Origin of the sequence: Adhaeribacter aerolatus (genome assembly GCF_007991635.1) — a bacterium.
Classification (GTDB): domain Bacteria; phylum Bacteroidota; class Bacteroidia; order Cytophagales; family Hymenobacteraceae; genus Adhaeribacter; species Adhaeribacter aerolatus.
The window spans coordinates 41,606-64,065 of sequence record NZ_BJYS01000010.1; the positions used below are offsets into that span (position 1 = coordinate 41,606).

Sequence of the window (22,460 nt, forward strand, 5' to 3'; positions counted from 1 at the left end):
ACTCAGACATTGGCTTCTACAAGTTTGGTAAGCTCCACAAAATCGGCCACCGACAGTTGCTCGGCCCGCTTATCAAATACCGGCAAACTGGTAACAGCTTCCGGCAGTTTGTAAGGCTTCAGGCAATTGCGCAAAGTTTTGCGGCGGGTACCAAAACTTAATTTTACCACTTCAAAAAACTTCTTTTCGTCACAACCGAGGTATTCGGTACTGTTGCGCTCCAGCCGGATTACCGCCGATTGAACTTTGGGCGGCGGCTCGAAAACGTGGGGCGGTACGGTAAACGCGTACTTAATGGTATAATAGGCCTGCAGCAGTACACTTAAGATGCCATACACCTTAGAACCCGGCGGCGCGGCCAGCCGTTCGGCCACTTCTTTCTGCAGCATGCCCACCACTTCGGTAACCAGGTGCCGGTGGTCCAATACTCTAAAAAATATCTGGCTCGAAATGTTATAAGGGAAATTACCGATAATACTTAAACTCCGGGGAAAAATGCCGCCCAAATCGGTCTTCAGAAAATCAGCCTGTATTATTTTGCCCCGCAAGGCCGGAAAATGCTCTTTCAGGTAAACAATCGATTCGGCATCAATATCAATCACCGTCAGGTCCAGATCTTTTTTCAGCATCAGGTATTGGGTAAGTACACCCATACCGGGACCAATCTCCAGCACGTCGCGGGTTTCCTGGGGTAATTGCAACAGGTCAACAATATTCCGGGCAATCTGCTGATCGGTTAAAAAATGCTGCCCCAAATGTTTTTTTGGTCTTACCTTTTGCATAAACAATATTAGCGCTCTTACCCTTTTAAAACGTATTCAGTTGTACTATAAACACTTAACTTTTAGCTGTTCGGCAACGATTGTCGTATATAAAACGGTAATCCAATGAATCGCGCTTTGCGTTTGCCAAACTTTATTAACTTGCGGGTTAAAGATACGATTCCTATGCCAACACAGCTGAAATACAATACAAGATTAAGTAAAAATATAGATACAGCTATTATTATTGGGCCGGATTATGAGGCGCCGGCAGAAGATTTCAGTCCGGAAGAAAAGGAATATATTAGTCTGCAACTGGCGCAGAAAAGTAAATTAATATTACTCAACCGTTATACGCACCGGGTTTACCTGGTAGTGGCCGCTGCGAAGCCAAACGTAGCACTTTACCACGAAGATTTGCGGAAAGCCGGCTTTACGCTGCAAAAGCACCTGAAAGAAGGGAAAGTAACGGAAATTCAGCTAACCGACCGCACCTTTAGCAAAGCAGCTTATTACCTCGCCGAAGGTTTATTTTTAAGTAATTACGAATTCACGAAACATAAAACCGATAAATCCGAAGCCACACCGCTCCACACCATTACTATAACAGACGGCACCATTTCGGAAAAAGAAGTACACGAACTGCAGGAAATATTAACCGGCGTTTGCCTGGCCCGCGACCTGGTAAATGAACCCCACAATCACCAATCGGCCGAGCAGTTTAGCGAAAGAATAGTAGCCATTGGCGAAGAAGCCGGCTTTAGCACCGAAGTTTTGAACATGCTGCAAATTCAGGCTTTAAAAATGGGTGGTTTGCTGGCTGTAAACCAAGGTAGTCTGGACCCACCTACTTTTAATATTCTGGAATACAAACCCGAAAACGCTAAAAATACCAAACCCTACGTGCTGGTGGGCAAAGGCGTGGTTTACGACACCGGCGGTCTGAGTTTAAAACCTACGCCCAACAGCATGGACTGGATGAAATCGGACATGGCGGGAGCAGCGGCTGTAGTGGGTACTTTTTACGCACTGGCCAAAAATAAAGTGCCCTTGCACGTCATCGGCCTGATACCTGCTACCGACAACCGTCCCGGCGGCCGGGCGTTTGCCCCCGGCGATGTAATTACCATGTTCAGCCAGAAAACGGTAGAAGTGATGAACACCGACGCCGAGGGTCGCCTGATATTAGCCGATGCTTTATGCTTTGCCCAGAAATATCAGCCCGAATTGGTAATTGATTTAGCTACTTTAACCGGTTCGGCAGCCCGGGCGGTTGGGAAAGAAGGGTTGGTCATGATGACTACTGCCCCTGAAGAAACCGTGCAGGCCTTTAAAAAAGCCGGCGACGAAGTGCACGAGCGGTTGGTAGAATTGCCGTTGTGGGAAGAATACCAAAAGCACCTGGAATCGGATATTGCAGATATTAAGAACCTGGGCGGCGCGGATGCCGGGGCTATTTCGGCCGGTAAGTTCCTCGAATATTTTACCGATTACCCCTGGATTCATTTGGATATTGCCGGTACGGCCTACATTCCGACGGGCGATAATTACCGGGGTAAAAACGGCACCGGCAGCGGGGTACGGCTGCTCTACAGTTACTTAACTTCCGGTTTATCTTAAATTATATTCTTACGCCTGCGTATAACTTATATTAAGCGCTCCTGACCAACCATAGTGGAAACAAAAACCAAAATAAAAATAGGCATTAGCCTCGGCGATTTTAACGGCATTGGCCCCGAGGTAATTTTAAAAACCCTGGCCGATAACCGTATCTTAAATTTTTGCAACCCCATTATTTACGGCTCCGGCCCCCTGGTAAATAAAATGCGCAAAAGCCTCGGGCTCGAAAATTTTTCTTTTCAACAATACAAAACCGCCGAAGCCGTAGAAAACAAACGGGTAAACGTAATTAACTGCTGGGACGAAGACTACGAACTCACCCTGGGAAAACCAACACCGGAATCGGGCCGGGCGGCGTTACAGTCTTTACAGGCAGCTTGCCAGGATCTAAAAAACGGGTTCATCGACGGTTTGGTAACGGCTCCCATCGACAAAGATAATATCCAGGCCGATGAATTTAAATTTCCGGGCCATACCGAATATTTAACTTCTTTCTTCGATTCGCCGGAAAGTCTGATGTTTCTGGTCAGTGAAAAACTGCGCGTAGCAACCGTAACCGGCCACATCTCTTTAAAAGAAGTGCCGCAAAAACTTACGCCGGAACTTTTAATTGTTAAGCTATCGCTTTTGTTAAACTCGTTGCGTAAAGATTTTGGCATTCAAAAACCCCGGATAGCGGTTTTGGGCTTAAACCCGCACGCCGGCGAAAAAGGCTTACTGGGCCGGGAAGAAGAAGAAATTATTATACCCGCCATTAACCAGTTAAAAAACAAAGGTCACCTGGTATTTGGTCCTTTTCCGGCCGATGGTTTTTTTGGTACCGCCAACTACCACCAGGTAGATGCCGTATTAGCCATGTACCACGACCAGGGGCTGATACCTTTTAAAACGCTGGCTTTCGAAACCGGGGTTAATTTTACGGCCGGTTTGCCCATTGTGCGCACCTCGCCCGACCACGGCACGGCCTACGATATTGCCGGAAAAAACCTGGCCCGGGAAACGTCTTTCCGTGAAGCGTTGTTCCTGGCCTGCGACATAATCCGGAAACGCCAGCTGGTGCCGGTAAGTCCTATTTAATATTTAGTTATAATTTTTATAATTAAGATTGTTTTAGTAATTTTGCGCTTTGCTTAGAAAAACCGGACTGTGAAGAAGCTAAAGGAATTTGATGTAAATTTAGTCGGCCTCAAAGACAAGAAACACGAATACGACTTTGTGCTGGATAATGGTTTTTTTCAAATATTTGAGCAAAACCTGGTAAACGGGGGCCAGTTAACCGCTCACGTAGAGATGGATAAATCGCCTTTGTTGCTGAATTTTGATATTACTATTAAAGGCGTGGTTAATTTAACCTGTGACCGCAGCCTGGAAAATTTCGATTATCCGGTTGATTTAAATCAGAACCTGCTGATAAAGTACGGCGATGAAGAGTTGGAGCTGGATGAAAACGTTTTACAGATTACACACAACGCGCAGAAAATAAATATTGCCCAGCATTTGTTCGATTATATCGGACTGGCTATCCCGATGAAGAAGCTGCATCCGCGCTTTGCCGCAGACGAAGCCGAAGAAGGCGATTTGCTGATTTATTCTACTGCTCCGGAAAGCGGCCAGGCCGAAACCGAAGCAGGTAACGAAGAAAATAATGATCCCCGGTGGGATATCCTGAAGAACTTAAGTAAGAATTAAAAATAGAAAAATAGTTTATTAGTTTACAAAAATGGCACATCCTAAACGTAGAATTTCCAGCACCAGAAGAGATAAAAGAAGAACGCATTATAAATTAACGCCCAGCACACACGCTGAGTGTTCTAATTGCGGCTCGCCAGTTCTGTATCACCGTGTGTGTTCAGAGTGCGGTTACTACCGCGGCAAGCTAGCAATTGAGAAAGAAGTAGCGGCTTAAAGTATGAGAATTGCCCTGGACGCTATGGGCGGCGACTTTGCGCCTGAGGCTATCATTGATGGTGCTATTCTGGCTACTCAACGTTTAAAAGACGATATTACAATTGTTCTGGTTGGGAAAAAAGACGTTATTCATTCATACTTAAAGAAGAAAGATTTTAATTCTTCTAGAATTGCTATTGTTCATGCCGATGAGGTGATTTCGATGGGCGAACATCCCACCAAAGCCTTGACGCAGAAACCGAACTCTAGCATTAGCGTTGGGTACTACTTACTCAAAACAAAAGAGGTTGGTGCCTTCTGTAGTGCCGGTAATACCGGCGCCATGATGGTAGGCGCTATGTTTAGCGTAAAGGCGGTGGAAGGCGTTATTCGGCCTTGCATCGCTAATTTACTGCCTAAACTCAATGGTAGCACCGGCATATTTCTGGATGTAGGCGCTAACGCCGATTGTAAACCCGAAGTTCTGGAGCAATTCGGCGAAATTGGCTACACTTATGCCAAATACGTTTTGGGCATTAAAAACCCCAAAGTAGGTTTAATGAACCTGGGAGAAGAAGAAGGCAAAGGTACTGTTCTTACCCAGGCCGCTCATCAGCTGTTAAAAGGGAATAAGAACATTAATTTTATTGGCAACGTAGAGGGCCGCGATTTATTTAATGATAAAGCGGATGTAGTCGTATGCGATGGCTTCACCGGCAACGTCATTCTTAAAATGGCCGAGTCTATCTACGATATTATGGCCAGTAAAAATATGTCCGATCCTTTTTTCGATCGCTTTAATTATGAAGCAGTAGGCGGCAGCCCTATTCTGGGCGTAAACGGCAATGTAGTTATTGGCCACGGTGTTTCCAGTCCGCTGGCAATTGCCAATATGCTCGACCTGGCTTCCAGCCTGGTTCGGGCCAATATTTCAGAACATTTCAAAGAAATTTATAGCGCCTAAACCGCACGGTTTAGGCTTTCGCTTTTTATATGACCAAAATTACTGCTGCAATTACCGGGGTTAGCGGATACGTGCCGGACTATGTTCTGACGAACAAAGAACTGGAGACCATGGTAGAAACCAACGATGAATGGATCGTTTCCCGCACGGGCATCAGAGAGAGACGTATTTTAAAAGGAGAAGGCATTGGCACTTCTTTTATCGGGATTAAAGCCGTTCAGGATTTACTGGCCAAAACTAATACCCGGGCCGAGGAAGTAGACCTCCTGATTTGTGCAACCACGACCCCCGACATGGTTTTTCCGGCTACGGCCAATATTATTTGTGAAGCCGTAGGCGCTGTTAATGCCTTTGGCTATGATTTACAGGCGGCTTGCTCCGGCTTTATTTTTGCCCTTGCCACCGGCGCCCGGTTTATAGAAACGGGCCGTTATAAAAAAGTAATTATTGTGGGCGCCGATAAAATGTCGTCTATCATTAATTACAAAGACCGGACTACCTGCATTATTTTTGGTGATGGCGGCGGCGCAGTTATGCTGGAGCCCAACACCGAAGGCTTAGGTATTCTGGATGATATTTTAAAATCGGATGGTTCGGGTGCGGCTTACCTGAATATGAAAGCTGGCGGCAGCCGTTACCCGGCAACGGCCGAAACGGTGGCCCGCAACGAGCATTCAGTTTTTCAGGAAGGTACCACCGTATTTAAATTTGCCGTAAAAGGCATGGCCGATGTAGCCGCCGAAGTAATGGACCGTAATAATTTAACCGGCGACGATATTGCGTGGCTGGTACCTCACCAGGCAAACAAAAGAATAATTGATGCTACCGCTTCGCGCATGAACGTGGGCAGCGACAAAGTAATGATGAATATCGATCGCTACGGCAATACTACCAGTGGTACTATTCCGCTTTGTTTGTGGGATTACGAATCTCAGCTTAAGAAAGGCGACAATGTTGTGTTGGCAGCATTTGGCGGTGGTTTTACCTGGGGTTCTATTTACCTGAAGTGGGCCTACGATACCGTACAAAATTAATAACCGGATAACCTGATTTTTATAAATAATTAAAATCAGGTTATTTTCTTTTAAATCTTATTCTCGATTTTTATCTCCCATCTTTGGGGAAATCAAATAAAAAATTAATTACTGCACACCAGTAAAATATAGCATTAAAAAAATGGCAACCACTGCGGATTTTAAAAACGGACTTTGCCTGGAATACAACGGCGACTTATACGTAATCACCGAATTTCAGCACGTAAAACCAGGTAAAGGCCCGGCTTTTGTAAGAACCAAATTAAAAAATATTAAAACCGGCAAAGTACTCGACAATACTTTTAATGCCGGCGTAAAAGTTACCACGGCCAGGGTAGAACAACGTCCGCACCAGTTTTTATATAAAGACGATTACGGCTACACCTTTATGGATAACAATACCTTTGAGCAGGTAGTGCTGGAAGAAAAGATGGTGCCTTTTGCCGATTTATTAAAAGATGGTCAGGAAGTAACTATTTTATTCCACGCCGAAACCGAAACTCCACTTACCTGCGAAATACCGCCATTCGTGGAATTACGGATTACCTATACCGAACCAGGCATTAAAGGCGATACCGCCACTAATGCTTCTAAAGCCGCCATCGTTGAAACCGGTGCCACCATTCAGGTACCTCTTTTTATCGAGCAGGATGAATTGATAAAAGTAGATACCCGTACCTATACTTACGCCGAACGTGTTAAATAGCCTATGAAACCGAAGGAACTACAAGAATTAATTGACTTTATTGCTAAATCGGGCCTGAATAAAGTTGATATTGAAACAGAAGATTTCAAACTATCTGTAAAACGGGATGCCGACACGCCTAAAATCCGGTACGTATCGGAAGCACCCAGCGCACCGGCACCAACGCCTCTGCCCCAGGCCGCTCCGGCACTAAATATGCCAAGCGACCCGGCCAGCATTATTGCGCCTCCGGTAGGGCCGAAATCGGGTAGTAATACCGATGAAAGCCGTTATGTTACCATCAAGGCTCCTATGATTGGTACGCTTTACCGGTCTTCAACGCCTGATTCTCCGGCGTTTGTAAATGTAGGCGACGAAATCAAAAAAGGCCAGGTAATCTGTATTATCGAAGCCATGAAGCTTTTCAACGAAATTGAAGCCGAAGTATCCGGCAAAGTGGTAAAAATATTGGTAGAGAATGCTTCGCCGGTAGAATACGACCAACCGTTATTCCTGGTTGATCCCAGTTAATTTGGAAAACTAAATACAGGAGAAGGAAAATGGAGATGTAAACACGTCTCCATTTTCCTTCTCTAACCTTTTGGACTTCCCAAATATTAATTTTTAGCACGAAACTATGTTTAAAAAAATATTAATTGCCAACAGAGGCGAAATAGCCCTGCGTATAATTCGTACCTGCAAGGAAATGGGAATTAAAACGGTAGCGGTTTATTCTACTGCCGATAAAGAAAGCCTGCACGTACGGTTTGCCGATGAGGCAGTTTGCATTGGACCGGCAGCCAGTTCGGCTTCTTACCTGAATATTCCAAGTATAATATCAGCAGCCGAAATTACCAACGCCGATGCCATTCACCCGGGCTACGGCTTTTTGTCAGAAAATGCCGAGTTCTCGCGCATTTGCCAGGAAAACGGTATTAAGTTTATTGGGGCCACTCCCGATATGATTAATTCCATGGGCGACAAATCTTCGGCTAAAGCCACCATGAAAAAGGCCGGCGTACCTACCATTCCGGGTTCCGAAGGTTTGCTAAAATCGGTGGAAGAAGGTATTAAAATTGCGAATAAAATTAAATACCCGGTAATTATTAAAGCAACAGCCGGCGGCGGTGGCCGGGGCATGCGTATTATTAATTCCGACGATGAATTTGAGAAAGCCTGGCACAGCGCCCGCACGGAAGCCAAAGCTGCTTTTGGTGATGATGGCATGTACCTGGAGAAATTTGTAGAAGAACCGCGTCACATCGAAATTCAGTTAGTCGGCGACCAGTACGGCAAGGCTTGCCACTTATCGGAACGCGATTGTAGTATTCAGCGGCGGCACCAGAAATTAATTGAAGAAACCCCCTCTCCTTTTATTGATGAAAAACTGCGCGATGCAATGGGCAAAGCAGCAGTAGCCGGCGCCAATGCTATTCAATACGAAGGCGTAGGTACCATTGAGTTTTTAGTTGATAAAAACAAAGACTTCTACTTTATGGAGATGAACACTCGGATTCAGGTGGAACACCCCATAACCGAAGAAGTAATCAACTACGACTTAATCAAAGAACAGATAAAAGTAGCCGCCGGTATTCCTATTTCGGGTAAAAACTATTATCCGCAGATGCATGCCATTGAGTGCCGAATTAACGCCGAAGACCCCGGCAATGGTTTCCGGCCGTCACCGGGTAAAATAACCACCCTGCACATTCCTGGTGGCCACGGCGTACGGGTAGATACCCACGTGTATGCCGGTTACACCATTCCGCCTAATTACGATTCGATGATTGCCAAACTAATTGTTTGTGCCCAAACCCGGGAAGAATCGATTGTAAAAATGAAGCGGGCTTTAAGTGAGTTTGTGGTAGAAGGCGTTAAAACCACGATTCCGTTTCACCTGAAGATGATGGACGACGAAAACTTCAAATCCGGTAATTTTACCACCAAGTACCTCGATACTTACGATTTTAGCGATTTATAATATTCAGTTCTTACCAAAATAAAAGCCCTGGCCATTCCAGGGCTTTTATTTTGGGTAATGAAACCGCAGCCTATAATTTAATGGCTAACAAACTCCTAGTTATTGTTTACCCCAATTACTGACGGCCAAACTATTATTTTTGAGCGTTAACCTTTAGCTTTTAATTTGCTGTACGCCCTCTTCTTCCGCAATAATATTTTCCAGTTCCTGGTACCATTCGCTGCCGTATTTCCGGATAAGCGGTTCTTTTAAAAACTGGTAAACCCGCACGCCCAAATCAGCACCGAAGCTACAAGCCGGACTACAGATATTCCATTTATCGTAATTTAAAGCTTCAAAGCCATCATATTTAGTAATCCGGATGGGATACAAATGGCACGAGATGGGTTTCTTCCAGTCTATTTTACCGTCCAGGTAAGCCTGCTCAATACCGCATTTTAAGGTTAAATTCTCGTCGTAAATAGCGTAGGCGCATTCGCGATCGTTGATGGTGGTGGTAGAGAAATCGCCTTCCCAATCTTTGATGTACAAACCCTGCTCCGCAATAGCCTTTACGCCGGCATCTGAAAGGTAAGGTTTAATCTGTTCGTAGTTATCGGCTAATATTTGCAGCTCATCTTCCGCCAGAGGAGCACCCAAATCGCCTTCCACGCAACAAGCCCCTTTACATTTTTCGAGGTTACAGACAAAGAATTTCTCTTTTAGATCGTCGCTGATAACCGTGTGCTGCAATACTATCATTATAATATATTTAAAAGAAAGACAAAAGTACAGCTAATTTGGTTCGGCACAAAAAAGAGATTACCCGGAATAGAGAGCGGCTACCGAACTGCAAAAAAATTTAAGATAGCACTTGCGGGGATAAGCCCCAAATAAACCAAATTTTACATTTTTCGATATAAATCCGCATAAGGTAAATTTAGGCTGGTTTATTAGTTGCACTATAGCTATAAAGCAGGGAATTACCCTTGGAAATGCCGCCTAATTTTATTATATTACAATACCAGATTAAACGATTACTTATGAAAAAACTGCAAACCAATTGGCTAACCGACGGTCTGATTGATTTTGAATATAAGAAGTACCTGCTGCTGGCTTACCTCGAAGGTGTAAAAGAAGAATTTGGGGCTAGGCGCTTGTACCCGGTTTTTTCAGATTTGATAATGCATTATAATAACCTCATGCAGGTGAAAGAACACAAAAAGCTGGTATACGAACAATTTCCGCAACGTATCAGCCGCGCCGATTTTAACAAGCTGGAAATTATTTACCAGAAAATTGTAGAAGACGATGAAACCATGCGCGAAATTGAAGAAATTGTGCAGTTTGCCGCGCCCAAATTCAACCATGCCTTACAGAATGGCAAGGAGATATATGATTACATCGAAAGCAATCTGGAGATAAGTCCCGTTGGCATAACTCCGCTTTACCGCGACGCCGGCTATTTATTTCTGGATGAATTTACCGGCAAGGAAACCCGGGTATATGAATACCAGATGACCATTTTTGAGAATGCTTACGAAACTTACCGGGGCATTAACACACTCTTTATTGATACTTTTAGAAGGAGTTTAAGCAATACGTACGAAAATCTGAAAGTTAGCCTGGTAAAACAACGGAAAAAACTACCAAACCCGGCCACCTTTGTGATTGTTGCCAAGGTACCCTGCTCCTTCGATCAGTCGTTGCTCCCGATAGCCAAACGAACTTTGGTAAAATACGTGAGTAAACTGTAGGCTTAGCTATAGCGGAATTAAATATTTAACGCTTTCGCTGCCTTTTTCAGAAATTGAATTTTGTAATAATAACTCCCACCCGGCTGAATAAAAAAATTTCGGATAAAAAAATACCCGCCCTTGAATCAGGTGCGGGTATTTTTTATTTTAACATTCCGCAGGCCTAATCAGTCATGTCTTCGAGTTTCTTGGCTTCTTGTAAGTGCATACGCAACACCGGTAAGGTTTTGTCTACAAAGGCTTGTACTTCCGTATCGGTAATGTCTTCATCGGCATCTTCAAAAAGGTCTATTGCTTCTTCGTGGGCGTCTACCTGCATTTGTGCAAACTGGCGGTCAAAAGCAGACCCATTCTGGCCTTGTAGAGTAGTTACTTTCTGTTGTTTATCAGCTGGCAAGGGTACCGGGTTTGGCAAGGCAACGTTTTTCTGGGTGGCCAGCGTTCTCAGCTCAGCACTGGATTTGGTATGATCTGTTACCAGCATAGCACCGAAAGTTTTCACCTCCGCCATTACCCCTTTTTGGGCAGCCAATCCGCCTGTAGTAATTTCAAACATATCACTGGCTGCTGCCTGCTGCATAAACTCCTGCACCGTTAATTTCGGGTCATTGTCATCATCATCGTCGTCGCAGGAGGTAGCGCCCAAAGCCGCCAGTAATAAAAATAAAATCTTTCTTCTTAAAAGTAATTTGTTCATAGTTTATCCTGATTATGTTTTTTCCCGCAGTTCCTCTGGGAAATCTTTCCTTTTAACGGCCTGAAAAATCAGCAGTTTACCAGGTTGGTCTGAATAAACACTGAATTTTCGCAGGGTAAACACGTAATCATGATATCAATATAATCCTATATTTAAACATATAAATCCTTCCCAAATACTTTATTTAAGGAATATTACATAGTTAAATACAATTTAATCTTAACTACCAAAGAATCTAGTACAGCCTGGAATTACGCCCTAGACTAACTACTCTGAGGCATGCTTTCGGCCAAATAAGAAGAGTGGACTGTTTTTAGCAGTCTACTCTTCCGGTAATATTATTTTGTTATATCTATGCTTTTGGCAAAAGCGGGTATTGGGGGGAGTTTACCATATTTCCTTTCTGCCTTGGCCCTGCCTTCCGCTGTTTTTAAGTTGTATTCTTCCGTCTGTCCGGATTTCAGGTAAAGTAGCAGATTTCCTCCTTTTTTCCAGTTTAAATTTTCTACCTGTGGGTGGCGTTTTAAAAACAGTTTTTGGCCTTCCGGTAACTGCGCAATTGAAATAACCGGTGGCGGTGGTGGCGGCGGATTTTGAATCGGGAAATATCCATACCGTTGCTGAAACTGGGCTAACTCTGCTTCATTTTTAAAATTATAGTTCTCTTTCTTACCTGATTTTAGCTCTACCACCGCCGATACGATGGCGTTATCTTTCAGGACAGGGCTAAAATTTTTAATAGCTGGATTTCTCTTAAAAAAGGCATCTACCGTAAAGGATTGATCCTGCGAAACCTCTGTTTTGGTTATAGACGCTTCTGGTAATGGTACAGGGGGAGCTGGCGGCGGGGGCGGCGCTTCCGGAATTGATATCTCCTCTACAGTTGCACCCTTGGTCTTAGCTTTGGGCAAATTCTTAAATGTTGCCTCGGCATTATCCTGGCAGGCCCATAGTAACAGCGCCATCATGGGCAATAAAAACAGGAATCTTCCTAATTCCCGTTGCTTACTCGGCATTCGGTTCATCATATTAATTCTGGTTTTAAGTGAAGAAATATTAAACTGATTAGCAATTGTGAAGTCCGGCATTCCAATTATCTTTAAGAGCAGATATTGGTAGTATTTTTTGTCTGATTGGGGCGCCGATAAAATTTCTCTATCTACCATAAACTCCAGGTTTTGCCTGACGGCCCGTTTTAACAACCAGGCAAAAGGGTTATACCAATTAACCAAAGTTAAAAATTCAAGCCACAATACATCCAGCGTATGTTTTTGCTGGATGTGAACCAGTTCATGCCGGATTATTTCTTTCAGTTCTGGCGGGCCTAACAGATTTTTATTCAGGAAAATGGAATTCCCAAACGAGAATGGGGCAATATTTTTATCTACCTGGTAAATTTTAACCGCCCCATCCTGCAGCCGGGTAGCGGATCGGCGAAGGCGGAAAAAAGATACAAACTGCACAAATAATTTAACTCCCTGCACCAATAAACCCAACCCGAAAAGAATAGCGGTAAATTGCAAGATGGGATAAGCCGGCTCAGCAGCTTTATCGGTATAAAATACCGGCGTGTATAAATTGCTTAGGTTGGGGATCTCTTTTATAATTCGCAGGTTGTAAACTTCCTGATTCTCCAGCAGCGGCCCTATATTTATTAGCGGAAACAAAAAGCAAAAGGCGGTGCCAGATAATAAAAACCAGCGATTCCAAGTATAAAAGGTGAGGTTGCGTAAAGCCAGGTAGTAAAAAGAGTAAATTACAGCCAGGCAGACCGAAAACTTAATTTGATATAAAAAGAAGGCAGCCATATCTTTACTTTTATTTTTTGTCTTTGCCCTCGATTAATTGGATAATCTCTTTCAATTCATCGGCCGAGAGCTTTTTCTGCTCCACGAAAAAGTTTACCAATTCTTTATAAGAATTGGCGAAGTAATTCCGGACCACCCCACTTAAAAACTTTTGCTTGTATTCTTCTTCCGAGATTACCGGTTGGTACAGGTAAGCATTGCCCACTAAGCGGCTGGTTAAATAGCCTTTCTTCTCCAGGTTTTTAACCGTAGAGGCCAAGGTGGTATAAGGGGGTTTTGGTTCCGGAATATTTTCCAGAAATAATTTAACGTGGCCTTCACCTGTTTTCCAGATGGCCTGCATGGCTTGTTCTTCCGGGGGAGTAAGCTTTTCCATAATTTAGTCCTTTTTTCTCTTATACTACGATAACATTGTAATGTTACGGAATTTTCGTAATGCTACGAACTATTCGTAATTATATTTTTTCACTTTTATACCGGAAAGATTTTAAAGAAAAACCAGGAAAACGATTCGGTACTTTTAGGTGTTAGATATAGCAGGAGATGCGTATAAAAATACGTAACTTTGTCCCTCTTTTCTTTAGAAAGCTTAGCAGCGATGGATTACCTTAAACTACTGAACGACTCTCAACGACAGGCCGTAGAACAAACCGACGGCCCGGTTATGATAATTGCGGGTGCCGGCTCCGGCAAAACCCGGGTACTGACCTACCGGATTGCCCACCTAATAAACAAAGGCGTGGATCCTTTTAATATATTGGCTTTAACCTTTACGAACAAGGCGGCCAAAGAAATGCGCCAGCGGATAGAAAAAGTAGCTGGTCCGGAGGCTAAAAATATCTGGATGGGTACTTTCCACTCGGTATTTGCCCGCATTTTACGGTCCGAAGCGCCCAAAATTGGTTACCCCAGCAGCTTTACCATTTACGACACCGACGACTCCAAAACCCTGATCCGGAATATTGTGAAGGAGATGGACCTGGACGATAAACTATATAAACCCGGTATGGTATTGGGCCGGATTTCAGCCGCTAAAAATAAACTAATTTCGTGGCAGCAGTACAAACAAGACCCCACCATCCAGGCCGACGACGAAGCAGCGCTGCGCCCGAAAATTGGTAAAATTTACGAAACCTACCAGAACCGCTGCTTTAAAGCCGGCGCCATGGATTTCGACGATTTGCTGTTTAACACCAACGTGCTTTTCCGCGACCACGTAGATGCCCTGAACAAATACCAGCACATTTTTAAATACGTGATGGTAGATGAGTACCAGGATACCAATTATTCGCAATATTTAATTACGCGCAAGTTAGCCGCCAAAGACCGCAATATTTGCGTGGTAGGCGACGATGCCCAAAGTATTTATGCCTTCCGGGGGGCTGATATTCAGAATATATTAAATTTTGAGCGTGATTACCCGGAACTGCAGGTATTTAAGCTGGAGCAGAATTACCGTTCCACCAAAAATATAGTACAGGCGGCTAACTCGGTTATTAAAAACAACAAAGCCCAGCTGCGCAAATCGGTTTTTACCGATAACGAAGAAGGTCCGCTGATTGAAGTAATTAAAGCAAATTCCGACAACGAAGAAGGTAAATTGGTGGCCAACGCCATTTTTGAGGAAAAGATGAACAACCATCTTTCTTACGAAGATTTTGCCATTCTGTACCGCACCAATGCGCAAAGCCGGGCCATGGAAGAAGCCCTGCGCCGCATGAATATTAAGTACCGCATTGTGGGTGGGTTATCGTTCTACCAGCGCAAAGAAATTAAAGATTTAATTTCCTACTTACGTTTAACCGTTAACCATAACGATGAACAAGCGCTGCGCCGGGTAATTAATTACCCCAAACGCGGCATTGGCGATACTACGGTAGAAAAAATTATTGTAACCGCCGACGAAACCAACCATACTATTTGGGAAGTAGTTTGCAACGCCAAAAGCTTTTTAACCGGCCGGGTAGCCTCCCCCATCGAAGATTTTGCGACGAAGATTAAAAGCTTTACCGTTCTGGCCGAAACCAACGATGCCTTTGAAGCCGCCAAGCACATTGCCAAACAGTCGGGTATTATCGAGGATTTGTACGCTGATAAATCTATTGAAGGCGTGGCCCGTTACGAGAACATTCAGGAGTTATTGAATGGTATTAAAGAATACGTCGACGATCCGGAAAAAGAAGATAAAAGCCTGGGTGCTTTTTTGCAGGACATTGCCCTGATTACCGATGTAGATACAAAGAAAGAAGATGCCGGCGAGTACGTTACACTCATGACCATCCACTCGGCCAAGGGTTTGGAGTTCCGGAACGTGTTTATTGTGGGCATGGAAGAAAATTTGTTCCCGAGCCAGATGATGCTGAATTCCCGGGCCGATTTAGAAGAGGAGCGCCGCTTGTTTTACGTGGCGATTACCCGGGCCGAGAAAAGACTGACCCTCTCCTACGCCACCAGTCGTTACCAGTGGGGCAATTTACGGGCCTGCGAAAAAAGCCGGTTTATCGACGAAATAGAACCTGCATTCCTGAACTTTCAATACAGCGACGGACAGAGTGCCTTTGATAAAGTATTAAAAAAGAAAAGCCCGCTGGTAGCTCCTGCCCCTAAAAAAGTGAGTGCTGCCAATTATGTGCCGCCCGCCGACTTTGTTCCGAGTGATACCTCGAACCTGCAGGCCGGTATGCGCGTAGAGCATCCCAAGTTTGGTTTTGGCGTGGTAGCCAAAATGGATACCCAGGGCAACAGCACCAAAGCCATCATCGATTTTGAAGAAGCCGGTGAAAAAACCCTGCTCCTCAGCTTTGCCAAGTTGCGGATTCATGAATAGTGGTTAGATTGTTCGAGGTTAGATATTCGCCATTCGGTATAAAAAATAACAAATTATTATTTCTATTTTAAGAACCGCTTGGTCCAATATCGAATAATCGAATATCGAACATCTATTTTAAGAACGGAATATTCCAACGTCGAACAATCGAACCTCGAACATCCAAAAAAAATATTACCTTTGACTGTTAAACTACCTTTATATGGTTGCTAATTCATCTTTTAAACAGGAATTGCTGCTGCGCGAATACGGCATCAATGTACAAAATATAGTAAAATACATTCTATCCGTTCCGGATAAGGCCGACCGTACCCGCCTGGCGCATTTGCTGGTGAACCTGATGGCGAAGCTGAACCCCAGTATGCGCGAAATCCAGGATTCCCAACAGAAATTCTGGAACCACTTGTACGTAATGTCGGATGCGAAACTGGATGTGGACAGTCCTTTTCCGTTAAGCGCGATGGAGTACCTGAACGAAAAGCCGCAGCGCATGGAACTGCCTACCCAGGTTCCCACTTATAAGCATTACGGCAAAAACGTTGAGCACCTAATCCAGCGGGCCATTCAGCTCGAAAATCCGCAGGAGCGCGAGAATGCCATTATCTCAATTGGCAAGCTCATGAAAACCCTTTACAAAACGTACAACCGCGATAACATTACCGACGAAATTATTCTGAATAATTTGCGGGAACTATCGAAAGGGAAGCTGGATATGGATTTAGCTTATGTGGAAGCCAATAATCTGTTTGACTCTAATGTAAAACAAGGTGGTTCCGGTAATTACACCAACCAGCAAAACAACCAGCAAAATATTCAGCGCAAAAAGCAAAATCAAAACCAGAACCAAAATCAAAACCAGCGCCGAAAACAATAAAGCTTTACGGCTGGGAAAATAAGTTTCTACTTGCTTAAGCCGGCTTTTTAGCTGTTTCCTTTCTGGAACAAAATGCTACTTTAAAGCAAAGTCAAGAACCAAAATTGGCTCTAGGGGTATGCTTTAACTTAAAATTATTACATAGAACTTAAAACGTATTGAATGGCCTCTTTTGAAGTTATAGGCGGCAATAAATTAAAAGGCGATATACACCCCCAGGGTGCTAAAAACGAAGCTTTACAAATTCTTTGCGCCGTTTTACTTACCGCCGAACCGGTTACTGTTTCTAATATTCCGGACATCCGGGACGTAAATAAATTAATTGAATTATTAGCCGATTTAGGGGTAAAAGTTACCCGCAATGCACCCGATACTTACACCTTTCAGGCCGATGATATTAACCTGGAATACCTTAAAACAGATTCGTATGTGGCCCAGGGCCGTGCTATCCGGGGCTCTGTAATGATTATGGGGCCTTTATTAGCCCGGTTTGGCACTTGTATGCTGCCCAAGCCCGGCGGCGATAAAATAGGTCGTCGGCGCATGGACACCCACTTTATTGGTCTTCAAAAACTAGGCGCCACTTTCACCTACGATTCCCAGGACAGCTTTTTCCATATTGAAGCGCCAAATAAATTAAAAGGCACGTACATGCTGCTGGATGAAGCTTCGGTAACCGGCACAGCCAATATTGTAATGGGCGCGGTACTCGCCGAAGGCATTACCACTATTTACAACGCCGCCTGCGAACCTTACCTGCAGCAACTTTGCAAAATGCTTTGCCGCATGGGTGCCAAAATTACCGGCGTAGGTTCTAATTTATTAACCATCGAAGGGGTGGAAAAATTAGGCGGTACCGAGCACCGGATGCTTCCGGATATGATTGAAATTGGCTCCTTTATGGGGCTTGCCGCTATGACCGGCTCCGAAATAACCATTAAAAATGCGCAAATTCCGGAGCTGGGCATTATACCAGATACTTTCCGGAGCCTGGGCGTGAAAATGGAATTCCAGGGTGATGATATTTACTTACCTGCTCAGGACCACTACGAAATTGATACCTACATCGACGGCAGCATCCTGACCATTGCCGACCAAATATGGCCTGGCTTTACACCTGACCTAATAAGCGTAGCGCTGGTAACAGCTACCCAAGCCAAAGGCACCGTGCTGATTCACCAGAAAATGTTTGAAAGCCGCCTGTTCTTTGTAGATAAACTGATTGACATGGGCGCACAAATTATTCTTTGCGATCCGCACCGGGCTACCGTTATCGGCCAGAACCGCCAGATACCGTTGCGCGGCATCAGCATGACTTCGCCGGATATTCGCGCCGGCGTAGCCCTGCTCATTGCCGCCCTTTCAGCCGAAGGCCGCAGCATCATCGACAATGTAGAGCAGATAGACCGTGGTTACCAATACATCGACAAACGCTTAAATGCCATTGGTGCCGATATAAGGCGATTGTAATATTACATAAAGAGCATTTACTTATTGAACGCCTGGCATTACGCCAGGCGTTTTTTTATAAAAGCCTTAGTCATTGCTATTATATAGGGTTTCCTTGTGATTTATAGATAAAGTTGCAACTCTTTTAACCTTAGCGCATCTTGGCCAGAACAGGCTTACTTTTAATGTAAATTTTTAAATTGTAATGGATGCTGGCTTTAAACCCGCACATAAATTTTCCGTTTGTCGAGCAGATAACCAACCAGCCAACAGCATAACATAAAAGTTATAGCAAATAAAAATGAGCCTATATAACCTCCCAACAGCATAAATAAGCTCCGGTAAATAGCCTTGTATAAGCTTGAATCGCCTACCCGGAAGAAATTTAATAAAATAGCGCCTACCTCCGACAACAGGTAAATAAATAATGGGTTACGGCCAAATACTTTAAAAAAGTATGTCCAGTTGGTTTTATGCAGTAGTTCAATTACGTACACCAGCATACCCAATAAAATACAATCCAGGCCTACGGTAAGGGTAACAAAAGAACTCGTCCATAACTTTTTGTTAATCGGGAAAACTAAGTTCCAGGCGTAGGAAATGGCCAGCAACAGACAGCCGATGAGTAACAGTTTGGCTAAAGCCTCAAAATTATTCCCTTTCTTTTGCAAGAAATAGCCAATGGCATACCCGGCCGTTACATTGGCTACGGCCGGCAACGTACTCAATAATCCTTCCGGGTCAAAAGGCACACCTTCGCCCCTATATAAATGTTGCGAGCCAATGAGCCACGTATCTAGTTTCAGAACAGCATTACCGTGCAGGGTTAACTCAGCTCCCGGTTCTCCAAACAGCAGCAGCAGCGCCCAGTACAGGAATAAACCAAAAATTGAAATGATTAAGGCTCTTTTCCAGTTGAGGAAGTATATCAGAACTGCGGCAATGCCGTAGGCCAGGGCAATCCGTTGTAAAACACCAAAAATACGGGTGGTACCAATTGGGTTAAAAACCAAACGCTGCTCTTCCCAGTGCACAAACGGAAACCAGTACATGAGGTAACCCAGCAGAAAAATAATGAAAGTACGTTTGAATATTTTGCCTAATACCTGACCTTGGGTTAATGCCTGGTAGCGGGGCATTACAAAACTCATGGCATTGCCAACCGCAAATAAAAAAGAAGGAAAAACCAAATCTGTCGGGGTAAAGCCGTGCCAGCGGGCATGCAGCAACGGACTAAAAGTAGTAGCGCCATTACCGGGTGTGTTTACAATAATCATAAAACAGACCGTCATACCCCGGAATACATCCAGGGCCGTAAATCGTTGGGTAGAAACAGACATAAGGTATTATTATGGGCTCTCTGATTGATGAATATTTTAACCAGCCTTAAATATTTGCCGGACCTTCTAAATATATTGAATAGTTTAAATCTATTCAGCACTTTGTACTCAAACCTGCATAAAAAACTACTTTGCCCACGCTACCTATCCACTGTATTTTAGGCCGTATTTTCTGAAAGTCAGCTGCTACTTATTTCAAACTTTTAGACTTCCTTAATCGGGTAAATCACCTGGCGTTTTCTTACTTCCCCGGTACAATTCAAATTTTAGCAATCGGCATTCAATGGCGCCATTGTATAAAGGTATCCGGCGGGAGGTACGCAGCCCAATCTGCTTCGCTGCTTCCAAATTACCGGTAAATACATAAGCATCGTAGCCCGAGAAATTTGACTTTAAGGTATCGCCAATGGCTTTGTACAATTGATTAATATTTTCTTCATCGGTGCCCAACCGCTCGCCGTAAGGTGGATTAAGCATCACCACTCCCCTGTCGCCAATGGCTTTTGCTTCCCGCAAATCGCGCATCCGCACCCGAATTTCATCTTCCAGATTGGCCTGGGTAATATTGTTGCGGGCCGCTTCTATGTAATCCCGATCTATATCCGAACCAATAATTTCCAGGTCGCCTTCGGGCAAACGCTTGGCTTGGGCCTCCGTTACTAATGATTCATAAAGCGCCTGATCAAAATCGGGCCACTGGGTAAAACCAAAATTACCTTGCCGGTATAAGCCCGGCGCAATGTTGTAGGCAATCAAAGCCGCCTCAATTAACAAAGTTCCCGAACCGCACATCGGGTCTATAAAAGGCGATTTCCGGTCCCAACCTGATAGTAAAATCAGGCCGGCAGCCAGTACCTCGTTCAGCGGCGCCACGTTGGTCTGGAGGCGATAGCCCCGCCGGTGCAGCGAATCACCGGAAGCATCGAGTGCCAGGGTCAAGTTATTTTCGTGCATGTGCAGGTTCAGCCGGATATCGGGTCGGGTAACATCAACGTCGGGCCGGCGGCCGGTTTTATGGCGGAACTGATCGACAATGGCATCTTTCGTAAGCTGCGACAAAAACAAAGAGTGCTGAAAGGTAGATTTACTGACCACCGCATTAATGGCAAACGACTGGTCTAAATTTATAAAATCCTGCCACCGGATGCGGCTCACTTTCCGGTACAAATCTTCTTCGTCGCGCACGTAAAAAGAGGCAAAGGGCACCAGTATCCGGATAGCCGTCCGGCACCAAAGGTTGGCGGCGTATAACAACCGTTTATCCCCGCTAAACTCTACGGCTCGTGTTACTACTTTTATATCGCGGGCGCCTAACTGCCGGAGTTCTTCGGCCAAAACTTCTTCCAGCCCAAACTGGGTGGTAGCGGTAATTTCAAAAAAATTGTTTTTCATGCGGTTCCGGCAAGAATGCTGATGGTTTTGAATGAAGGCTTAAACTTAAAGCAAAAATATTATTACGAAGTTATTTTAATTTTCTATGGTTCTTAATCAACTTTAATATTTACTTTTTAATCATACACGCGACGCTGCTTGCGTTTATGTTTAAATTATTTAGGCATTGCAGCAGGTTTTGTGCTTATTTTTGCAGGAAGGTTAAAAATACCCGATGAATTTAAGATATAATTACCCCCTTAAGAACCTGAACACCTTTGGCATAGATGTAGTGGCAAAGCAATTTGCCAGTTTCTCGTCCGTTACCGAATTGCAGGAGTTACTAAAGCTTCCCGAGATAGATAAGAATAATTTGCTGGTGCTGGGAGGCGGCAGCAACGTATTATTTACGCAAAATTTTGCGGGTACGGTGCTGCTCAACCGAATCGAAGGCATTAATATATTGTCGGAAGATGAAGATGTGGCCCTGGTAGAAGCCGGTGGTGGCGTAACCTGGCACGATTTGGTATTATTTGCCATAGATAAAGAACTCGGCGGTATTGAAAACCTCTCCCTGATACCCGGAACGGTGGGGGCCGCGCCTTTGCAAAATATCGGCGCTTATGGTGTAGAATTAAAAGATGTTTTTTATATCCTCGAAGCCGTAGAAATTAGCACGGGTAAAATCAGCACTTTTAACGCCGAGCAATGTAATTTCGGCTACCGCGAAAGTATTTTTAAGAAAACTCTGAAAGGCCAATATATTGTAACGCACGTTGTTTTACAGTTAAGTAAAAAACCGGTATTTAATACATCTTACGGGGCCATTAGTAACACCCTGGAAGCCATGCAAGTTAAGAACATTACTTTAAAAGCCTTAAGCGATGCGGTTATTGCTATCCGGCAAAGCAAATTGCCCGACCCGGCCCTTATTGGTAATGCCGGTTCTTTTTTTAAAAACCCGGAAATCTCACCAGAGCAGTTTGCAGATCTAAAAGAACAATATCCCGCTATTCCGAGTTACCCGGCTGCTCATGGCAATATTAAGGTACCGGCCGGCTGGCTGATTGAACACTGCGGCTGGAAAGGCAAGAAAATAAATAATTATGGCGTACATAAAGACCAGGCCCTGGTGCTGGTAAATTACGGTGGCGCCGAAGGAAATCAAATTCGTGCCCTGGCCTATGAAATAATAGAATCGGTGCGGCAAAAATTTGGCATTACGCTGCAGCCCGAAGTAAATATTATTTAAAGTACTTTTAAATACTTCTTTTATAAAGATTAATTTAATCAATAATCCGGCTCAAGTATTCCTTGGGCCATTTTGCTTATTTATAGCGAGTGCCTCCTACTTTTAGTACAAATAAAAACCATAACTAAATCACAGCAATATTATTTCAAAGGCCTGAAATTGAATCAGGACTTT

At 44.1% G+C, this 22,460-nt stretch carries 21 protein-coding genes; 14 read left to right on the top strand and 7 right to left on the bottom strand.

Going from position 1 to position 22,460, the window contains the following annotated elements:
• Window positions 1–2: 2 nt before the first annotated feature.
• Complete coding sequence (gene rsmA, locus AAE02nite_RS08840) at window positions 3–782, bottom strand: 16S rRNA (adenine(1518)-N(6)/adenine(1519)-N(6))-dimethyltransferase RsmA (protein WP_146897279.1); 780 nt, start codon at window positions 780–782, stop codon at window positions 3–5.
• 165 nt (window positions 783–947) lie between these two features.
• Between rsmA and AAE02nite_RS08845 the strand changes: the two genes are divergently transcribed.
• The 9 genes from AAE02nite_RS08845 to accC all read left to right on the top strand — a co-directional run bounded on the left by AAE02nite_RS08845 (window position 948) and on the right by accC (window position 8,932).
• The gene (locus AAE02nite_RS08845; RefSeq protein ID WP_146897282.1) at window positions 948–2,381 is read left to right on the top strand and encodes a leucyl aminopeptidase family protein; all 1,434 of its coding nucleotides are present in this window, start codon (window positions 948–950) and stop codon (window positions 2,379–2,381) included.
• Window positions 2,382–2,435: 54 nt separating this feature from the next.
• Window positions 2,436–3,458, top strand: a complete 1,023-nt coding sequence (gene pdxA, locus AAE02nite_RS08850; RefSeq protein ID WP_146897286.1) for a 4-hydroxythreonine-4-phosphate dehydrogenase PdxA — start codon at window positions 2,436–2,438, stop codon at window positions 3,456–3,458.
• Between the two features lie 69 nt (window positions 3,459–3,527).
• On the top strand, window positions 3,528–4,070 hold the full coding sequence (locus AAE02nite_RS08855; protein ID WP_146897289.1) for a YceD family protein: 543 nt from the start codon (window positions 3,528–3,530) through the stop codon (window positions 4,068–4,070).
• 31 nt (window positions 4,071–4,101) lie between these two features.
• A complete protein-coding gene (rpmF, locus tag AAE02nite_RS08860; RefSeq protein ID WP_146897292.1) occupies window positions 4,102–4,287 on the top strand; it encodes a 50S ribosomal protein L32 in 186 nt (61 codons plus the stop codon).
• Window positions 4,288–4,290: 3 nt separating this feature from the next.
• Window positions 4,291–5,232, top strand: a complete 942-nt coding sequence (gene plsX, locus AAE02nite_RS08865) for a phosphate acyltransferase PlsX (protein ID WP_146897295.1) — start codon at window positions 4,291–4,293, stop codon at window positions 5,230–5,232.
• Between the two features lie 29 nt (window positions 5,233–5,261).
• Window positions 5,262–6,266 (top strand): beta-ketoacyl-ACP synthase III, encoded by a 1,005-nt coding sequence (locus AAE02nite_RS08870; RefSeq protein ID WP_146897300.1) that lies wholly within the window; start codon window positions 5,262–5,264, stop codon window positions 6,264–6,266.
• Window positions 6,267–6,408: 142 nt separating this feature from the next.
• Entirely contained in the window at window positions 6,409–6,972 is a 564-nt protein-coding gene (gene efp, locus AAE02nite_RS08875; RefSeq protein WP_146897304.1) for an elongation factor P, read from the top strand.
• A 3-nt stretch (window positions 6,973–6,975) separates the two neighbouring features.
• Window positions 6,976–7,482, top strand: coding sequence for an acetyl-CoA carboxylase biotin carboxyl carrier protein (gene accB / locus AAE02nite_RS08880; protein WP_146897307.1), 507 nt, complete (start codon window positions 6,976–6,978; stop codon window positions 7,480–7,482).
• A 106-nt stretch (window positions 7,483–7,588) separates the two neighbouring features.
• Window positions 7,589–8,932, top strand: a complete 1,344-nt coding sequence (accC, locus tag AAE02nite_RS08885) for an acetyl-CoA carboxylase biotin carboxylase subunit (protein ID WP_146897311.1) — start codon at window positions 7,589–7,591, stop codon at window positions 8,930–8,932.
• 153 nt (window positions 8,933–9,085) lie between these two features.
• On the opposite strand, the gene AAE02nite_RS08890 is transcribed toward accC, so the two are convergent.
• On the bottom strand, window positions 9,086–9,673 hold the full coding sequence (locus AAE02nite_RS08890; protein WP_146897314.1) for a DUF3109 family protein: 588 nt from the start codon (window positions 9,671–9,673) through the stop codon (window positions 9,086–9,088).
• 281 nt (window positions 9,674–9,954) lie between these two features.
• Here AAE02nite_RS08890 and AAE02nite_RS08895 point away from each other — a divergent pair, with 281 nt between their 5' ends.
• Window positions 9,955–10,668, top strand: a complete 714-nt coding sequence (locus AAE02nite_RS08895; protein ID WP_146897316.1) for a hypothetical protein — start codon at window positions 9,955–9,957, stop codon at window positions 10,666–10,668.
• Between the two features lie 163 nt (window positions 10,669–10,831).
• On the opposite strand, the gene AAE02nite_RS08900 is transcribed toward AAE02nite_RS08895, so the two are convergent.
• The 3 genes from AAE02nite_RS08900 to AAE02nite_RS08910 form a co-directional block, all read right to left on the bottom strand.
• Complete coding sequence (locus tag AAE02nite_RS08900) at window positions 10,832–11,365, bottom strand: DUF4142 domain-containing protein (RefSeq protein ID WP_146897318.1); 534 nt, start codon at window positions 11,363–11,365, stop codon at window positions 10,832–10,834.
• Between the two features lie 338 nt (window positions 11,366–11,703).
• Window positions 11,704–13,173 carry a M56 family metallopeptidase gene (locus AAE02nite_RS08905; protein ID WP_146897320.1) on the bottom strand — a complete coding sequence of 490 codons (1,470 nt, stop codon included), beginning with the start codon at window positions 13,171–13,173 and terminating at the stop codon, window positions 11,704–11,706.
• A 10-nt stretch (window positions 13,174–13,183) separates the two neighbouring features.
• On the bottom strand, window positions 13,184–13,549 hold the full coding sequence (locus AAE02nite_RS08910) for a BlaI/MecI/CopY family transcriptional regulator (RefSeq protein ID WP_146897323.1): 366 nt from the start codon (window positions 13,547–13,549) through the stop codon (window positions 13,184–13,186).
• Window positions 13,550–13,771: 222 nt separating this feature from the next.
• Between AAE02nite_RS08910 and AAE02nite_RS08915 the strand changes: the two genes are divergently transcribed.
• From AAE02nite_RS08915 to murA, 3 genes are all read left to right on the top strand, one after another.
• On the top strand, window positions 13,772–16,000 hold the full coding sequence (locus AAE02nite_RS08915) for an ATP-dependent helicase (protein WP_146897342.1): 2,229 nt from the start codon (window positions 13,772–13,774) through the stop codon (window positions 15,998–16,000).
• A 202-nt stretch (window positions 16,001–16,202) separates the two neighbouring features.
• Window positions 16,203–16,874 (top strand): DUF4290 domain-containing protein, encoded by a 672-nt coding sequence (locus tag AAE02nite_RS08920; RefSeq protein WP_146897325.1) that lies wholly within the window; start codon window positions 16,203–16,205, stop codon window positions 16,872–16,874.
• A 162-nt stretch (window positions 16,875–17,036) separates the two neighbouring features.
• On the top strand, window positions 17,037–18,344 hold the full coding sequence (gene murA, locus AAE02nite_RS08925) for a UDP-N-acetylglucosamine 1-carboxyvinyltransferase (RefSeq protein WP_146897327.1): 1,308 nt from the start codon (window positions 17,037–17,039) through the stop codon (window positions 18,342–18,344).
• Between the two features lie 197 nt (window positions 18,345–18,541).
• Here murA and AAE02nite_RS08930 read toward each other — a convergent pair whose 3' ends face one another.
• Window positions 18,542–19,663 carry an acyltransferase family protein gene (locus AAE02nite_RS08930; protein ID WP_146897329.1) on the bottom strand — a complete coding sequence of 374 codons (1,122 nt, stop codon included), beginning with the start codon at window positions 19,661–19,663 and terminating at the stop codon, window positions 18,542–18,544.
• A gap of 213 nt (window positions 19,664–19,876) precedes the next feature.
• Entirely contained in the window at window positions 19,877–21,055 is a 1,179-nt protein-coding gene (locus AAE02nite_RS08935; protein ID WP_146897331.1) for a THUMP domain-containing class I SAM-dependent RNA methyltransferase, read from the bottom strand.
• A 214-nt stretch (window positions 21,056–21,269) separates the two neighbouring features.
• Here AAE02nite_RS08935 and murB point away from each other — a divergent pair, with 214 nt between their 5' ends.
• The gene (murB, locus tag AAE02nite_RS08940; RefSeq protein WP_146897333.1) at window positions 21,270–22,286 is read left to right on the top strand and encodes a UDP-N-acetylmuramate dehydrogenase; all 1,017 of its coding nucleotides are present in this window, start codon (window positions 21,270–21,272) and stop codon (window positions 22,284–22,286) included.
• Window positions 22,287–22,460: the final 174 nt, after the last annotated feature.

What these genes read in the sequence shown, in the direction of transcription:
- rsmA (WP_146897279.1), bottom strand. Translation starts at nt 782, where the DNA reads ATGCAAAAGGTAAGACCAAAAAAACATTTGGGGCAGCATTTTTTAACC.
- AAE02nite_RS08845 (WP_146897282.1), top strand. Translation starts at nt 948, where the DNA reads ATGCCAACACAGCTGAAATACAATACAAGATTAAGTAAAAATATAGAT.
- rpmF (WP_146897292.1), top strand. Translation starts at nt 4,102, where the DNA reads ATGGCACATCCTAAACGTAGAATTTCCAGCACCAGAAGAGATAAAAGA.
- plsX (WP_146897295.1), top strand. Translation starts at nt 4,291, where the DNA reads ATGAGAATTGCCCTGGACGCTATGGGCGGCGACTTTGCGCCTGAGGCT.
- AAE02nite_RS08870 (WP_146897300.1), top strand. Translation starts at nt 5,262, where the DNA reads ATGACCAAAATTACTGCTGCAATTACCGGGGTTAGCGGATACGTGCCG.
- efp (WP_146897304.1), top strand. Translation starts at nt 6,409, where the DNA reads ATGGCAACCACTGCGGATTTTAAAAACGGACTTTGCCTGGAATACAAC.
- accB (WP_146897307.1), top strand. Translation starts at nt 6,976, where the DNA reads ATGAAACCGAAGGAACTACAAGAATTAATTGACTTTATTGCTAAATCG.
- accC (WP_146897311.1), top strand. Translation starts at nt 7,589, where the DNA reads ATGTTTAAAAAAATATTAATTGCCAACAGAGGCGAAATAGCCCTGCGT.
- AAE02nite_RS08890 (WP_146897314.1), bottom strand. Translation starts at nt 9,673, where the DNA reads ATGATAGTATTGCAGCACACGGTTATCAGCGACGATCTAAAAGAGAAA.
- AAE02nite_RS08895 (WP_146897316.1), top strand. Translation starts at nt 9,955, where the DNA reads ATGAAAAAACTGCAAACCAATTGGCTAACCGACGGTCTGATTGATTTT.
- AAE02nite_RS08900 (WP_146897318.1), bottom strand. Translation starts at nt 11,365, where the DNA reads ATGAACAAATTACTTTTAAGAAGAAAGATTTTATTTTTATTACTGGCG.
- AAE02nite_RS08905 (WP_146897320.1), bottom strand. Translation starts at nt 13,173, where the DNA reads ATGGCTGCCTTCTTTTTATATCAAATTAAGTTTTCGGTCTGCCTGGCT.
- AAE02nite_RS08910 (WP_146897323.1), bottom strand. Translation starts at nt 13,549, where the DNA reads ATGGAAAAGCTTACTCCCCCGGAAGAACAAGCCATGCAGGCCATCTGG.
- AAE02nite_RS08915 (WP_146897342.1), top strand. Translation starts at nt 13,772, where the DNA reads ATGGATTACCTTAAACTACTGAACGACTCTCAACGACAGGCCGTAGAA.
- AAE02nite_RS08920 (WP_146897325.1), top strand. Translation starts at nt 16,203, where the DNA reads ATGGTTGCTAATTCATCTTTTAAACAGGAATTGCTGCTGCGCGAATAC.
- murA (WP_146897327.1), top strand. Translation starts at nt 17,037, where the DNA reads ATGGCCTCTTTTGAAGTTATAGGCGGCAATAAATTAAAAGGCGATATA.
- AAE02nite_RS08930 (WP_146897329.1), bottom strand. Translation starts at nt 19,663, where the DNA reads ATGTCTGTTTCTACCCAACGATTTACGGCCCTGGATGTATTCCGGGGT.
- AAE02nite_RS08935 (WP_146897331.1), bottom strand. Translation starts at nt 21,055, where the DNA reads ATGAAAAACAATTTTTTTGAAATTACCGCTACCACCCAGTTTGGGCTG.
- murB (WP_146897333.1), top strand. Translation starts at nt 21,270, where the DNA reads ATGAATTTAAGATATAATTACCCCCTTAAGAACCTGAACACCTTTGGC.